Source organism: Kitasatospora sp. NPDC058046 (assembly GCF_042885595.1).
Taxonomy (GTDB): domain Bacteria; phylum Actinomycetota; class Actinomycetes; order Streptomycetales; family Streptomycetaceae; genus Kitasatospora.
In genome coordinates, this window is sequence record NZ_JBHVRS010000002.1 from 508,829 (window position 1) to 521,927 (window position 13,099).

A 13,099-nucleotide genomic window follows, 5' to 3' on the forward strand; every position below is an offset into this window, starting at 1 on the left:
GCGGAACGCGAAGGGCACCGGCGCGCGGGTCGCGCGCGCCGGTGCCCGGGATGCGGTGGGGGAGTGCGGCTACTCCGGACGCTTCAGTCGGGTGATGAACTTGTAGCGGTCGCCGCGGTAGATGGAGCGCACCCACTCGACCGGGGCCCCGTCGTTGTCGAAGGAGTGCCGGGAGAGCTGGAGCATCGGCAGGCCGAGGTCGGAGCCGAGCAGGCCGGCCTCGCGCGGGTTGGCCAGGGTGGTCTCGATGGTCTCCTCGGCCTCGGCCACGGTGACCCCGTACACCTCGCGCAGCGCCGCGTAGAGGGAGGTGTGCTTGGCCAGGTTGCGGCGCAGGGCCGGGAAGCGCTTGGCGGAGAGGTGGGCGACCTCGATGGCCATCGGGTCGCCGTTGGCGAGCCGCAGGCGCTCGATCCGCAGCACCCGGCCGCCGGGCTTGATGTCGAGCAGCGGGGCGAGCCGGTCGTCGGCGGTGATGTAGCCGATCTCGATCAGCCGGGAGGCGGGCTCCAGGCCCTGGGCCCGCATGTCCTCGGTGTAGGAGGTCAGCTGGAGGGCCTGGGCGACCTTGGGCTTGGCGACGAAGGTGCCCTTGCCCTGGATGCGCTCCAGCCGGCCCTCGACGACCAGCTCCTGGAGGGCCTGGCGCACGGTGGTGCGGGAGGTGTCGAACTGGGCGGCGAGCGCCCGCTCGGGCGGCACCGGGGTGCCGGCGGGCTGGGTCTCGGTGAGCTGCAGCAGGTGCCGCTTCAGGCCGTAGTACTTGGGGACGCGCGCGGTCGGGTCGGTGCCGGCCTGCGTCGGGAGGCTGTTCACCTCGGGGTCGTTGACCTGGGCGGTGGATCCCCCGTCGCTGCTCATCGGACCTGTTCTCCCGCTTCTCGCGAGGCCTACGGCGACCCCGCCACATCGTTAACGGCTCACATCGTTGCATGTATGGCTACGGAACGAATACCTCATCACGCGATGAACGATGTGCGGTGTCGGCTTGATAACGGGTGGTCGAGATCGGTCGAACAGCCGTTGACAGGCCCATTGGTCTAGGCCAAGCTCCAGGCAGCTGGTCTACACCACTAGGCCGGTAGCTATGAATCCCCCCACCCGTTCGAAGGGGTCCGCGGCACCTTTCCCCCCGCTTTGTGTGGGTCTGCCGCTGCCGCCCGACGGGGGTAACCCAGGCATCCCTCAGGAGGATGGCGTAATGAAGCGTCAGCTCATCGCGGCGGTCGGCGTCGCAGCAATGGTCGTCGGCCTGGCGGCTTGCGGCTCGGACGGCAAGAAGAGCGAGGGCGACTCGGGGTCGTCCTCCGCCTCCGCGGCGGACAAGTACAAGGGCAAGACGCTCAAGGTCTGGACCATGACCGGCTCCGCCCCGAAGGGCTGGACCGACGCGGTCAAGACCGAGTTCGAGACCACCTACCCGGGCTCGAAGGTCGAGTACGCGACCCAGGAGTGGGGCGGCATCGGCGCCAAGATCACCGCCGCGCTGTCGGAGGGCTCGGTCGACGTCCTGGAGGTCGGCAACACCCAGACCGCCGGCTACGCCTCCTCGGGCGGTCTGCTCGACCTCACCAAGGAGAAGGCCGCCCTGGGCGGCGACGCCTGGCCCGCCAACCAGAACGAGTCCGCCGTCCTGGACGGCAAGCAGTACGCCGCCCCGTGGTACGTCACCAACCGCGTGGTCGCCTACAACAAGGACCTGTGGGCCAAGGCCGGCCTGACCGACACGCCGAAGACCCTGGAGGAGTTCTACAGCGACCTGGAGAAGCTGAAGACCACCGAGGGCGTCGTCGACCCGATCTACATGCCCGGCCAGGAGTGGTACGTCTACTTCGGTCTGCTCACCAGCGAGGGTGGCAAGATCGCCAAGAAGGACGGCGACAAGTGGGTCGGCGGCCTGGGCTCGCCCGAGAGCCAGAAGGCCTTCGAGACCTACAAGAAGCTCCAGGGCTACTCGGCCACCGGTCCGAAGGACAAGGACGAGGCCACCCCGCAGCAGAAGGACGTCTTCGCCCAGGGCAACGTCGGCGCCATGATCGGCCTCGGCTGGGAGCTGCCGGACGAGAAGGCCATGCCGAAGGACAAGATCGGCTACTTCGCGCTCCCCGGCAAGACCGCCGACAAGCCCACCGGCGTGTTCCTCGGTGGTTCGAACCTCGCGATCGCCTCGCAGAGCAAGAACACCGACATGGCCAAGGACTACCTGAAGATCGCCCTCAACGACAAGAACGAGGGTCTGTTCGCCGCCGCCGGCATCACCACGAACAAGCCCGCGCTGAACGCCAACATCCAGGGCGACTTCGCCAAGGCCGCCCAGCAGGGCGCCACCGTCGGCGCGATCACCCCGAACACCCCGAACTGGTCCAGCGTCGAGGACAACCCGAACCCGGTCAAGGAGTTCCTGACCGCTGTCCTCCAGGGCGGCGACTTCGCCTCCACGGCCAAGAAGTACGACGACGAGATCGCCAAGAAGCTCAACCAGAAGCAGTAAGCACCCGGGACCCGTCCTCGGCCCTCCCGCAGGCGGGAGTCCGGAGGCGGGTCCCAGCAGCGTCGTTCACCGGCCCCCGGCGGGGGGCCGGTGGGCGGCGCCTGTCCGTCGTGGCCAGGTTGTGAGGAAGTGAGAACGATGGCTGTGCATTCGGAGCGGGTGCAGACACAGTCCCCGGACCCAGGGAAGGCCGCTGTGGCCGGTCAAGAGACGAGCGCCTCGGGCGGCGGCTCGAAGGGCACCGCGCCGAAGGGCGCCAGATCCGCGGGCGGCCCCAGCCTGGGCTCACGCCTCGCGCCGTACCTGCTGCTGCTGCCGGCCACCGTGGCGACCCTGGCCCTGCTGGGCTGGCCGCTGCTCAAGACGGTCCTGCTGTCGTTCCAGAACCTCAACAGGCGCCAGCTGGTCCTGCACCTGACCGAGTGGACGGGCTTCGACAACTACAAGGAGCAGCTGACCGACCCGGAGTTCTGGTCGGTCACCGGCCGGACCATCGTCTTCACCCTGGTCAACGTGGTGCTGATCATGGTCGGCGGCACCCTGATCGGCCTGCTGCTGAACCAGCTCGGCAAGAAGATGCGGCTGGTGCTCCAGGTCGCGCTGCTGCTGGCCTGGGCCATGCCGGTGGTCGCCGCGACCACCGTCTACACCTGGCTGTTCGACTCCCAGTGGGGCGTCGTCAACTGGATCCTGGAGCAGCTCGGCTGGCAGTCGATGCACGGCTACAACTGGCTCAGCAACCAGTACTCGACGTTCTTCGTGATCATCCTGCTGATCGTCTGGATGTCGATCCCGTTCGTGGCGTTCAACATGTACGCCGGCCTGACCACCATCCCGAAGGAGCTCTACGAGGCGGCCCGGATGGACGGCGCCGGCGCGCGCAAGATCTTCACCGCGGTGATCTTCCCCAACCTGAAGCCGTTCTTCCTGGCCACGACCTTCCTCGAGGTCATCTGGGTGTTCAAGGCGTTCACCCAGGTCTACGCGGTCAACGCCGGTGGACCGGAGAAGCTGACCCGGACCCTGCCGGTGCACGCCTTCCTGGAGGGTTCGGCCGGCCAGCACTACGGCGTCGGCTCCGCGATCGCGGTGCTCACCATCCTGATGCTGGGCGTGCTGATGGCGTACTACTTCCGCATCATGATCAAGCAGGAGGACGAGCTGTGAGGCGCTCTCTCTTCGGACGTACCTGGCTGAACGTGATCGCGGCCGTCCTCGCCGTCTTCTTCGTGTTCCCCGTCTACTGGATGTTCGCGACCGCGTTCAAGCAGAACAGCGACATCATCAGCCCGACGCCGGTGTTCATCCCGCTCGACGCGACCTTCGAGCACTTCACCACCGCGGTCAACGCGCCGAACTTCTGGACGTACGTCCTCAACAGCGTCGTCGTCACCGTCGGCGCGGTGCTCGGGTCACTGGTGATCGCCACCCTGGCGTCCTTCGCCATCGCCCGGATGAGGTTCCGCGGCCGCAAGGCCTTCGTGCTGGTCATCATGATGGCCCAGATGGCGCCCTGGGAGGTCATGACCATCGCGGTCTACATCATCTCCCGCGACAACGACATGCTGAACAGCCTGGTGCCGCTGACCCTCTTCTACATGATGATGGTCCTGCCCTTCACCATCTGGACGCTGCGCAGCTTCATCGCCGCGGTGCCGAAGGAGCTGGAGGAGTCGGCCATGGTGGACGGCTGCACCCGCTCCCAGGCCTTCGTGAAGGTGATCTTCCCGCTGCTGGCCCCGGGCCTGATGTCGACCTCGCTGTTCGGTTTCATCACGGCGTGGAACGAGTTCCCGCTCGTCCTGATCCTCAACAAGGACCAGGGCAAGACGCTGCCGCTGTGGCTGTCGTCCTTCAAGACCGCCTTCGGCAACGACTGGGGCGCCACCATGGCCGCGTCCACGATGTTCGCCATCCCCGTGCTGATCCTGTTCGTCTTCCTCCAGCGCAAGGCGGTCGGCGGTCTGACCGACGGCGCCGTGAAGGGCTGAGTCCACGTGAGCATCCTCGTTCCCACCGTGCCGGACAGCGACCAGCTGCACCGCGACGCCCTGACCGTCCTCCAGCCCGGCTTCGTCGGCACCGAGCCGCCGGAGTGGCTGCGCCGCCACCTCGCCGCGGGCCTCGGCTCGGTCGCGCTGTTCGACCGCAACGTGGTCGACCTCGACCAGCTGTCCGCGCTCACCCGGGCGCTGCGCGCCGAGAACCCCGACCTCCTGATCGCCATCGACGAGGAGAGCGGCGACGTCACCCGGCTGGAGGCGGGCTCCGGCTCGTCCTGGCCGGGCAACCTCGCGCTCGGCGCGATCGACGACCCGGCGCTGACCCGGGACGTCGCCCGCGAGCTGGGCCGGGCACTGGCCGCGGCCGGCGTCAACTACAACTGGGCGCCCACCGCGGACGTCAACTCCAACCCGCGCAACCCGGTCATCGGCGTCCGCTCCTTCGGCGCCGACCCCGAGCTGTGCGCCCGGCACACCGCCGCCTGGGTGGAGGGCCTGCAGTCGGCCGGCGTGGCCGCCTGCTCCAAGCACTTCCCCGGCCACGGCGACACCGCGGTGGACTCGCACCACGGCCTGCCGGTCATCGACGTCGACCTGGACGTGCTGCGGGCCCGCGACCTGATCCCGTTCCAGGCGGCGATCGCGGCCGGCACCAAGGCCGTGATGACCGCCCACATCATGATCCCGGCGCTGGACCCGAAGCTGCCGGCCACCCTGAGCCCGACCGTGCTGCGCGACCTGCTGCGCGCGGCCCCGGCCGACGGCGGCCTCGGCTACCAGGGCCTGATCGTCAGCGACGCGATCGAGATGGGCGCCATCGCCGACACCTTCGGGATGGGCGAGGGCACCGTGCTGGCCCTGGCGGCCGGCGCGGACGCGATCTGCGTCGGCGGCGGGCTGGCCGACGAGGAGACCGTGCTGATGCTGCGCGACGCCATCGTGGCGGGCGTGCGCTCCGGCCTGCTCGCCGAGGAGCGGCTGGCGGACGCCGCCGAGCGGGTCCGGGCGCTGGGCAGCTGGGGCCGGATCGCGGCCCAGGGCGAGCGGGTCGAGCCGGACCTGGCGGTCGGCCTGCGGGCCGCGCGCCGGGCGCTCAAGGTGGTCCGGGCGCCGGGCCAGGTGGTGCCGCCGGTGAGCGAGCGCCCGTACGTGGCCTCGTTCTCGGACGAGCCGAACATCGCGGTCGGCGACGTCACCCCGTGGGGCGTGGCCGGCATGCTGGCGGACCGCTTCCCCGGCACCCGCACCCGCGCGGTGTCGGCGGCCGAGGCCGCGCCGGAGCTGCTGGACGCCCTGGTCGGCGAGCTGCTGGCCGGCGCCGAGGGCCGCCGCCTGGTGCTGGTGGTCCGGGACGCGCACCGGCACGCGTGGATGTCCGCCGCGCTGCGCCGCCTGGTGGCGGCCCGGCCGGACGCCGCCGTGGTCGAGATGGGCCTGCCCCAGTCGGAGCCGGTCGGCGCGCTGTACATCGCCACCCACGGCGCCGCCCGGGTCTGCGGACTGGCGGCCGTGGAGGTCCTCACCGGGCAGCCGGGAGCGGTCGGCTGACACGATCGACGCGACGTCACCGGCGCTGTCCGGTGGCGTCGGTGAACGGGCCCGTCATGCGCATGTCGCATGGCGGGCCCGTTCTGTTTCCCCGCCGTCGACCCGGGAGACCACCGAGTGACCGTGTTCCCTCAAGCAGGCCTTAAATCCACCTTAAGACCTACTTAGGGTGACGGAACGACGACTGGCGGCCACGCGGTACAACGGCTCTGCAACGGCCGCCCCGACGAAGGCTTTTGGTCGTTGACACCACCTATGGTCTAGGCCAGAGTCCAGTCATCCGGTTCGAGATTCAACCTCGCCGGATGTGGTATCGGCCCTCCCCCAAGCTCTTCGCCGCCCCCTGTCCGGACTCTCCGCCACGGGCGCCAATCACGCTGCCGGCGGGCACAACGGCTCTACACCCCTCGGAGGATGGCGTGAAGAAGCGTCAGCTCATGTCGACGCTCGGGACCCTGGCACTGGCGGTCGGTCTGACGGCCTGTTCCTCGACGGCGAAGCCCTCGGGCGACGCCGGCGCGGCCGGTTCCGCGGACCCGAAGGCCGCCGGTGGCACCGTCACCGTCTGGCTGATGGACGACGCCCAGAAGAACTGGCCGGACCTGGTCCAGCGGGTCAACGACGAGTTCGCGGCGAAGTACCCGAACGTCACCCTCAAGCTCGCCTACCAGGGTTGGGCCGACAAGCTGGCCAAGCTCGACAAGGCCATCGCCGACGGCAGCGCCCCCGACGTGGTCGAGCTGGGCAACACCGAGACCATGAAGTACGTGCTCTCCGGCGCGCTGGCCCCGGTGGACCGCGGCACCTTCGACAACTCCGACAGCTGGATCAAGGCGCTCGCCAACACCTGCACGTACCAGGACAAGCTCTGGTGCGTGCCCTACTACGCCGGCTCCCGGGTCGCCATCTACAACTCCACCGCCTTCCAGCAGGCCACCGGCAGCGCCGACTTCCCGAAGACCGAGGCGGAGCTGCTGGCCGCGCTGGACAAGGTCGCGGACCGGAACAAGGCCGACAAGACCTTCTCCCCGCTCTACCTGCCCGGCCCGTACTGGTACGCCGCGATGAGCTACGTGGCCGCGTACGGCGGCGGCATCGCCAAGTTCGACGGCTCCGGCAACTGGCACGGCACCCTGCACGACCCCAAGTCCCAGCAGGGCATCAGCCACTTCGTCGACCTGGTGCGCAAGTACAACAAGGGCGACCTGGCGGTGAACGAGCAGAACCAGTTCGAGTCGATGGCCCGCGGGCACGCCGCGTCCTTCTACGGCAACGGCTACGAGGCGGCCAGCGTCACCGCGCCGGTCACCGGCGACCCGAGCCTCAAGGACGCCGTCAAGGTGGCCACCATGCCCGGCCCGGACGGCAAGCCGCTGCCGACCTTCATCGGCGGCTCCGACCTCGCCGTCACCGCCAAGTCCCAGCAGGTGGCGCTGGCCACCGACTGGATCCGGATGTTCACCAGCACCAAGTCCGAGCAGGCGCTGGCCGACAAGGACATCCTGCCGAACAACCTGACCCAGCTGAACCCGCTGAAGAGCAAGCCGAGCACCGCCGCCGCGGCCAACGCCGTCCCGGACGCCTGGTTCACCCCGCTGGCCCCCGGCTGGGGCGCGGTCGAGAAGCAGAAGATCATCCCGGACATGCTGACCTCGATCCTCAAGGGCAAGTCGGTGGACCAGGCCACCAAGGAGGCCGACGCCGCGATCGACCAGCTGATCAACAAGGCGTCCTGACCTCCCGTCGCGCCCGGCTCCGGACGCCCGTCCCGCCGTCGGAAGGGCGTCCGGAGGGGCGCGCGGGTGGGCGTGCGCGCGGGGCGCGCGGGTGTGCGGACGGAGGTGCCCGGCGGCGGGCGCGCCCGTAGGATCGTGGGACGAAGGACCGCAGCGAGTGTGCGGACTCGCCGCCTGGAGGTCCCCGCCGGGCAGCCGCCCGAGCGGGGTCGAACCGTCTCACCGGAGGCAGACCCAGATGTCCGACCCGCAGACCGTTCCCGTCCCCGGCCGGATCATGGCGGCGGAGATGGCCGAGCAGCCGGCCGTCCTCCAGCGCATCCTCGACGAGGGTGCCCCGAAGATCCGCGAGGTCGCCGCACAGATCGCCGCCCGCCGCCCGCGCTTCGTCCTGCTCACCGCGCGCGGCACGTCCGACAACGCCGCGCTGTACGCCAAGTACCTGATCGAGATCCTGCTCGGCAAGCCGGCCGGCCTGACCTCGATGTCCACCACCACCGCGTACGGCGCCAAGCCGGACCTCACCGACGTGCTGGTCGTCACCGTCAGCCAGTCCGGCGGCTCGCCCGACCTGGTGGCCTCCACCAAGGCCGCCCGCGAGGCCGGGGCCGTCACGCTCGCGGTGACCAACAACGCCGCCTCGCCGCTCGCCGAGGTCTCCGAGTTCCACATCGACGTGCTGGCCGGCCCGGAGAAGGCGCTGCCGGCCACCAAGACGTACACCGCCGAGCTGCTGGCGCTCTACCTGCTGGTCGAGGGCCTGCGCGGGGGCGACGGAGCGGCCGCCAAGGAGCTGCCGGGCCTGGCCGCCGGGGTGCTGTCCCGCCGGGCCGAGGTGAAGGCGTTGGCGGAGCGCTACCGCTTCGCCCAGCGCCTGGTGATCACCTCGCGCGGCTACGGCTACCCGACCGCCCGCGAGGCGGCGCTCAAGCTGATGGAGACCACCTACATCCCGGCCACCCCGTTCTCCGGCGCCGACCTGCTGCACGGCCCGCTGGCGATGGTGGACAACGTCTCGCCGGTGATCGCGATCGTCCCGGACGGCAAGGGCGGCGAGGCCCTCCAGCCGGTGCTGGACCGGCTGCGCGGGCGCGGCGCGGACCTGGTGGTGGTCGGCCAGCAGGCGCAGGTGGACGCCGCCTCGGCCGGCTTCGCGCTGCCGGCCGGCGTGCCCGAGGAGGTGCAGCCGATCCTGGAGATCCTGCCGCTGCAGCTGCTGGCCTACGAGGTCACCATCGCCCGCGGCCAGGACCCGGACGCCCCGCGCGCCCTGGCCAAGGTCACCGAGACGCGGTAGCCCGTCCCGCGCGCGGCGATAGCCCGTCCCGCACGCGAGCCGGCCCCGGTCCACGGGTTGTGGACCGGGGCCGGCTCGTTGAGCGGCGGAGACATGGTTCCGGGGATGGAAAACACTACGGGCCACGGCGCCGACACGGGACCCTCAACCCATGCGGCACCGCAGCCCGGAGCTGTCGTCGGGCGCCAGATGGGATCGAGAACTGTGCGGGGTCCTCGATCTGCGGCGTCCGACCGAGGAGGGGCCGCGCGCGGTCAGGGCAGTTGCGCGGGGACCTCTCCTTGGTGCCCTTCCATTGTGGACTAGACCAATCTCGGTTGTCCAGGCCTCCCGGAAAATTGGTCTAAACAACTCAGGGGGTGTCCGGACCCGGCGGGAGGCCTGGCGCGCCCGGCCCGGACCGGCGGCGCTACCCTCGCCATGTGCCCTCGCTGAACGAACTCGTCCGCCGCCACACCACCCTCACCGGGGCCGATGTGGAATGGCTCCACCACCTGGTCTCGGAGTGGCAGCTGCTCTCCGACCTCTCCTTCGCCGACCTGGTGCTGTGGATCCCCACCTGGGACGGCATCCGCTACGTCTCGGTGGCGCAGATGCGGCCCAACACCGGGCCCACCTCCTACCAGGACGACATGGTCGGCCACCTCGTCCCGCGCGGCCGCCGCCCGCTGCTGGACGCCGCCTTCGACGAGGGCCGGATCGTGCGCGAGGGCGACCCGGAGTGGCGCGAGGAGGTCCCGGTCCGGGTCGAGTCGATCCCGGTCCGGCGCGAGGGCAAGGTGCTGGGCGTGATCGCCCGCAACACCAACCTGCTGACCGTCCGCACCCCCAGCCGGCTGGAGCTCACCTACCTCCAGAGCGCCTCCGACCTGGCCCAGATGATCGCGGCCGGCTCCTTCCCCTTCCCCGGCGTCGAGCAGGCCGACATGGACGCGGCCCCCCGGGTCGGCGACGGCCTGATCCGGCTGGACGCGGACGGCGTGGTCACCTACGCCAGCCCCAACGCCCTCTCCGCGTACCACCGCCTCGGCCTCACCACCGACCTGGTCGGCAGCCACCTCGGCCGGGCCACCGCCGACCTCGCCCCGCCGTCCCGCTCGGCCGTCCACGAGGCGCTGGTGAAGCTGGCGAGCGGCTGGGCGCCCCGGCAGACCGAGGTGGAGGCGCAGGGGGGAGTGGTGACCCTGCGGGCGATCCCGCTCAAGCCCAAGGGCACCCTGACCGGTTCGCTGGTGCTCTGCCGGGACGTGACCGAGCTGCGCCGCCGCGACCGCGAGTTGATGACCAAGGACGCCACCATCCGGGAGATCCACCACCGGGTGAAGAACAACCTGCAGACCGTCGCGGCCCTGCTGCGGCTGCAGTCCCGCCGGATGGAGTCGGAGTCCGCCCGGGCCGCGCTGGACGAGGCGGTGCGCCGGGTCGGCTCGATCGCGATCGTGCACGAGACGCTCTCCCAGGCGCTGGACGAGCAGGTGGCCTTCGACGAGATCGCCGACCGGGTGCTGGCGATGGCGATGGAGCTGACCCAGGACGGCCGGGTGGCGACCCGCCGCACCGGCAGCTTCGGGATCCTCTCCGCCGAGGTGGCCACCCCGCTGTCGATGGTGCTGACCGAACTGCTCCAGAACGCCCTGGAGCACGCGTTCGGTCCGACCGCCTCCGGGAACCTGGAGGTCAGCGCGCTGCGCGGGCGGGCCCCGGCGACCGGCAAGGGCTGGTCGGACACCTGGAACGGCGGCGCCCGGCCGGAGGAGTACCTGCTGATCACGGTGCAGGACGACGGCCGGGGCATGCCGGAGGGCTTCGACCCGAAGACGGCGGGCAACCTCGGGCTGCAGATCGTCCGGACGCTGGCCACCGGCGAACTGGGCGGCACCTTCGACATGGTGGCCGGCCCGAACGGCGGTACGAAGGTGATCCTGGAGATCCCCGTCCGCTGAGATCCCCGTCCGCGGGGAAACCGTTGCGCGAGGAAACCGTTGCGCGAGGAAACCGTTGCGCGGGGATGCGCACAGGTGCGTGGAGGGGGCGTGCGTCCGGCGGAAGCGCCGGGTGCGCGCACCCGCACGCCGGGGTGCGGAAAGGGTGCGGAAACAGAAACGAGGCCCTGTCGACCGGGGGGGGGGTGGGTCGACAGGGCCTCTCAACCCGTTCCGGCCGTCGGGGGGAGTCGGCCGGAGCGGGGGCTCTGGGTGGTGCGACACCTCGCCGGTGCGTTGCACACGGTGAGCGCCACAGCTCCACGATATTGCTCTAAGTGAACAGTATCAAGTGCTTGGGCGGGTCCGGTGTCGCGGGACCTGGCTGGGCGAGGTCCTTGGTGCGGAAGGCTTCACCAGGAGGTGCAGGGAAGCCTTTGATCATGTGTCGATCGGTACTGCGGTCACTGCTGGTACTACGGCGTGTGATCGCCGGGTGATCAGGCGGTGCGGGCGCGGTTGCGGGCTGCACGGCGCTTCATCGCGCGGCGCTCGTCCTCGCTCATGCCGCCCCAGACGCCGGCGTCCTGACCGGTCTCGAGCGCCCACTGGAGGCACTGCTCCATCACCGGACAGCGGCGGCACACGGCCTTGGCTTCCTCGATCTGCAGCAGAGCAGGACCGGTGTTCCCGATCGGGAAGAACAGCTCGGGGTCCTCTTCGCGGCAGACAGCGCGGTGGCGCCAGTCCATGGTCGTCCAACTCCTCCTGCCGCGGGGGGTGGCCCGATCGGCATAATCGAATGGCTTGTGAATGTGAACGCTTTCACGAATCCCGCAACAGCAAAAGAGACCAAAGGCCCGTCGGGCCCGGGTGGTCTGTGCTGGGGGGGATTCGGCGATTCGAGGGACACCCCGCGGTCGGCGCTCCTGTGGTTCCGGAGTTGCCGTCGCTGCGATGTGTCCCGATCGCCATGTAGAGGTTCGCAAACCTCGGGCTCGGATACAACCCCCTTCGGGGAGGAATTTTGGATTCTTCGGTGTCGCCTAGCTCACAGCCAGTACTTCTATGGAGTGAAGGGGGCTTGTGCGTTCGAGAAGAAGGAGGAACCCCCCTTCCAGTCACACAATCACACGCAGTGCCCGCCGTACGCCTGTGAAACTGACGCGACTCCTGTCTCCAAGATGGTCCCCGTCGACCTGGAACGGGGCCGGTTCCTCCGAAACCAAGGTGAAGTGTCTGACGTCGTGATAGGAGACGACGTGCTTCCCGGAGGGGCCGCTGGGAGGGGCGCCGTCACTCGAAGTCGTGTACGACCGCAGGATCTGACGGACCGTTCGAGCGGTGCCGAACGCCGTCATCCGGGTGATGCCGAAGACGTCCAGGTCCGTGTCGAAGGAGGCGAGCGGTGAGGGGTAGACCGGACGGTTGCCGAGGAACGTCCAGGGAGAGGTGTTGCTGACTATCGACAGCACCAGGCCCGGAACCCGCTCGTGGCCCGGCAGCTCCAGGGAGACGGGGCCGGAACGGCGCTGCTCACGCTGGGTGAAGTAGTGCCGCAGGGCCTGGCCGACGTACAGGGCGTGGGTGGACTTGCGCCCGGCCCGGCGCTGCTCCTCGACCCGCCCGACCACCCCGGCGTCGAAGCCGAGGCCGGCGGTGAAGGTGAACCAGCGGTCCGGCAGTCCGTCGGTCATCGCCTTGCCCAGCCCGATCGGCCGCTCCCGGCCGTGCTCCAGCGCGTCCAGCAGGGCGCCGGTGGCCTCCACCGGGTCGTTGGGCAGGCCCAGCGCGCGGGCGAACACATTGGTCGAACCGCCCGGCACCACGGCCAGTCGCGGGACCTTCTCGCTCGGGCCGTGCGCCAGCAGCCCGTTCACCACCTCGTTGACGGTGCCGTCCCCGCCCAGCGCCACCACCAGGTCGACCGTGCCGTCCTCCGCCGCCTCGCGGGCCAGGTCGCGCGCGTGGCCCCGGTAGCGGGTCTCGGCGACCTCCAGCTTGAGATCGCTGCGCAGGGCGTGGATCAGGACGTCCCTGGTCCGGCCACTGGTGGTGGTGGCCTTGTGGTTCACGACCAGGAGAGCGCGCATGGGGAAAGC

General features: G+C 70.2%; 10 protein-coding genes. 7 read left to right on the forward strand and 3 right to left on the reverse strand.

The genetic code is table 11. From position 1 onward, the window contains the following. Positions 1-69 precede the first annotated feature (69 nt). Complete coding sequence (locus ACFVU7_RS06490) at positions 70-861, reverse strand: GntR family transcriptional regulator (RefSeq protein ID WP_049649420.1); 792 nt, start codon at positions 859-861, stop codon at positions 70-72. Positions 862-1,201: 340 nt separating this feature from the next. Here ACFVU7_RS06490 and ACFVU7_RS06495 point away from each other — a divergent pair, with 340 nt between their 5' ends. The 7 genes from ACFVU7_RS06495 to ACFVU7_RS06525 all read left to right on the forward strand — a co-directional run bounded on the left by ACFVU7_RS06495 (position 1,202) and on the right by ACFVU7_RS06525 (position 11,018). Beyond that, the gene (locus ACFVU7_RS06495; RefSeq protein ID WP_074001414.1) at positions 1,202-2,491 is read left to right on the forward strand and encodes an extracellular solute-binding protein; all 1,290 of its coding nucleotides are present in this window, start codon (positions 1,202-1,204) and stop codon (positions 2,489-2,491) included. Between the two features lie 138 nt (positions 2,492-2,629). Then, the gene (locus ACFVU7_RS06500) at positions 2,630-3,658 is read left to right on the forward strand and encodes a carbohydrate ABC transporter permease (protein WP_049649422.1); all 1,029 of its coding nucleotides are present in this window, start codon (positions 2,630-2,632) and stop codon (positions 3,656-3,658) included. Further along, positions 3,655-4,482 (forward strand): carbohydrate ABC transporter permease, encoded by an 828-nt coding sequence (locus ACFVU7_RS06505; protein WP_049649423.1) that lies wholly within the window; start codon positions 3,655-3,657, stop codon positions 4,480-4,482. The genes ACFVU7_RS06500 and ACFVU7_RS06505 overlap by 4 nt, the downstream gene beginning before the upstream one ends. A 6-nt stretch (positions 4,483-4,488) precedes the next feature. Then, the gene (locus ACFVU7_RS06510) at positions 4,489-6,042 is read left to right on the forward strand and encodes a glycoside hydrolase family 3 protein (protein ID WP_049649424.1); all 1,554 of its coding nucleotides are present in this window, start codon (positions 4,489-4,491) and stop codon (positions 6,040-6,042) included. A gap of 437 nt (positions 6,043-6,479) precedes the next feature. Further along, positions 6,480-7,778 (forward strand): extracellular solute-binding protein, encoded by a 1,299-nt coding sequence (locus ACFVU7_RS06515; protein WP_049649425.1) that lies wholly within the window; start codon positions 6,480-6,482, stop codon positions 7,776-7,778. A 238-nt stretch (positions 7,779-8,016) separates the two neighbouring features. Beyond that, complete coding sequence (locus ACFVU7_RS06520; RefSeq protein ID WP_049649426.1) at positions 8,017-9,075, forward strand: SIS domain-containing protein; 1,059 nt, start codon at positions 8,017-8,019, stop codon at positions 9,073-9,075. A 422-nt stretch (positions 9,076-9,497) separates the two neighbouring features. Next, positions 9,498-11,018 carry a sensor histidine kinase gene (locus ACFVU7_RS06525; protein ID WP_181970676.1) on the forward strand — a complete coding sequence of 507 codons (1,521 nt, stop codon included), beginning with the start codon at positions 9,498-9,500 and terminating at the stop codon, positions 11,016-11,018. Positions 11,019-11,497: 479 nt separating this feature from the next. On the opposite strand, the gene ACFVU7_RS06530 is transcribed toward ACFVU7_RS06525, so the two are convergent. Both ACFVU7_RS06530 and ACFVU7_RS06535 read right to left on the reverse strand, forming a co-directional pair. Continuing rightward, the gene (locus tag ACFVU7_RS06530; protein ID WP_014138019.1) at positions 11,498-11,749 is read right to left on the reverse strand and encodes a WhiB family transcriptional regulator; all 252 of its coding nucleotides are present in this window, start codon (positions 11,747-11,749) and stop codon (positions 11,498-11,500) included. A gap of 369 nt (positions 11,750-12,118) precedes the next feature. Further along, on the reverse strand, positions 12,119-13,090 hold the full coding sequence (locus ACFVU7_RS06535) for a diacylglycerol/lipid kinase family protein (protein ID WP_388044511.1): 972 nt from the start codon (positions 13,088-13,090) through the stop codon (positions 12,119-12,121). Positions 13,091-13,099 lie beyond the last annotated feature (9 nt).

Coding starts and splice junctions, on each gene's coding strand:
- ACFVU7_RS06490 (WP_049649420.1), bottom strand. CDS start 861: ATGAGCAGCGACGGGGGATCCACCGCCCAGGTCAACGACCCCGAGGTG.
- ACFVU7_RS06495 (WP_074001414.1), top strand. CDS start 1,202: ATGAAGCGTCAGCTCATCGCGGCGGTCGGCGTCGCAGCAATGGTCGTC.
- ACFVU7_RS06500 (WP_049649422.1), top strand. CDS start 2,630: ATGGCTGTGCATTCGGAGCGGGTGCAGACACAGTCCCCGGACCCAGGG.
- ACFVU7_RS06515 (WP_049649425.1), top strand. CDS start 6,480: ATGTCGACGCTCGGGACCCTGGCACTGGCGGTCGGTCTGACGGCCTGT.
- ACFVU7_RS06520 (WP_049649426.1), top strand. CDS start 8,017: ATGTCCGACCCGCAGACCGTTCCCGTCCCCGGCCGGATCATGGCGGCG.
- ACFVU7_RS06530 (WP_014138019.1), bottom strand. CDS start 11,749: ATGGACTGGCGCCACCGCGCTGTCTGCCGCGAAGAGGACCCCGAGCTG.
- ACFVU7_RS06535 (WP_388044511.1), bottom strand. CDS start 13,090: ATGCGCGCTCTCCTGGTCGTGAACCACAAGGCCACCACCACCAGTGGC.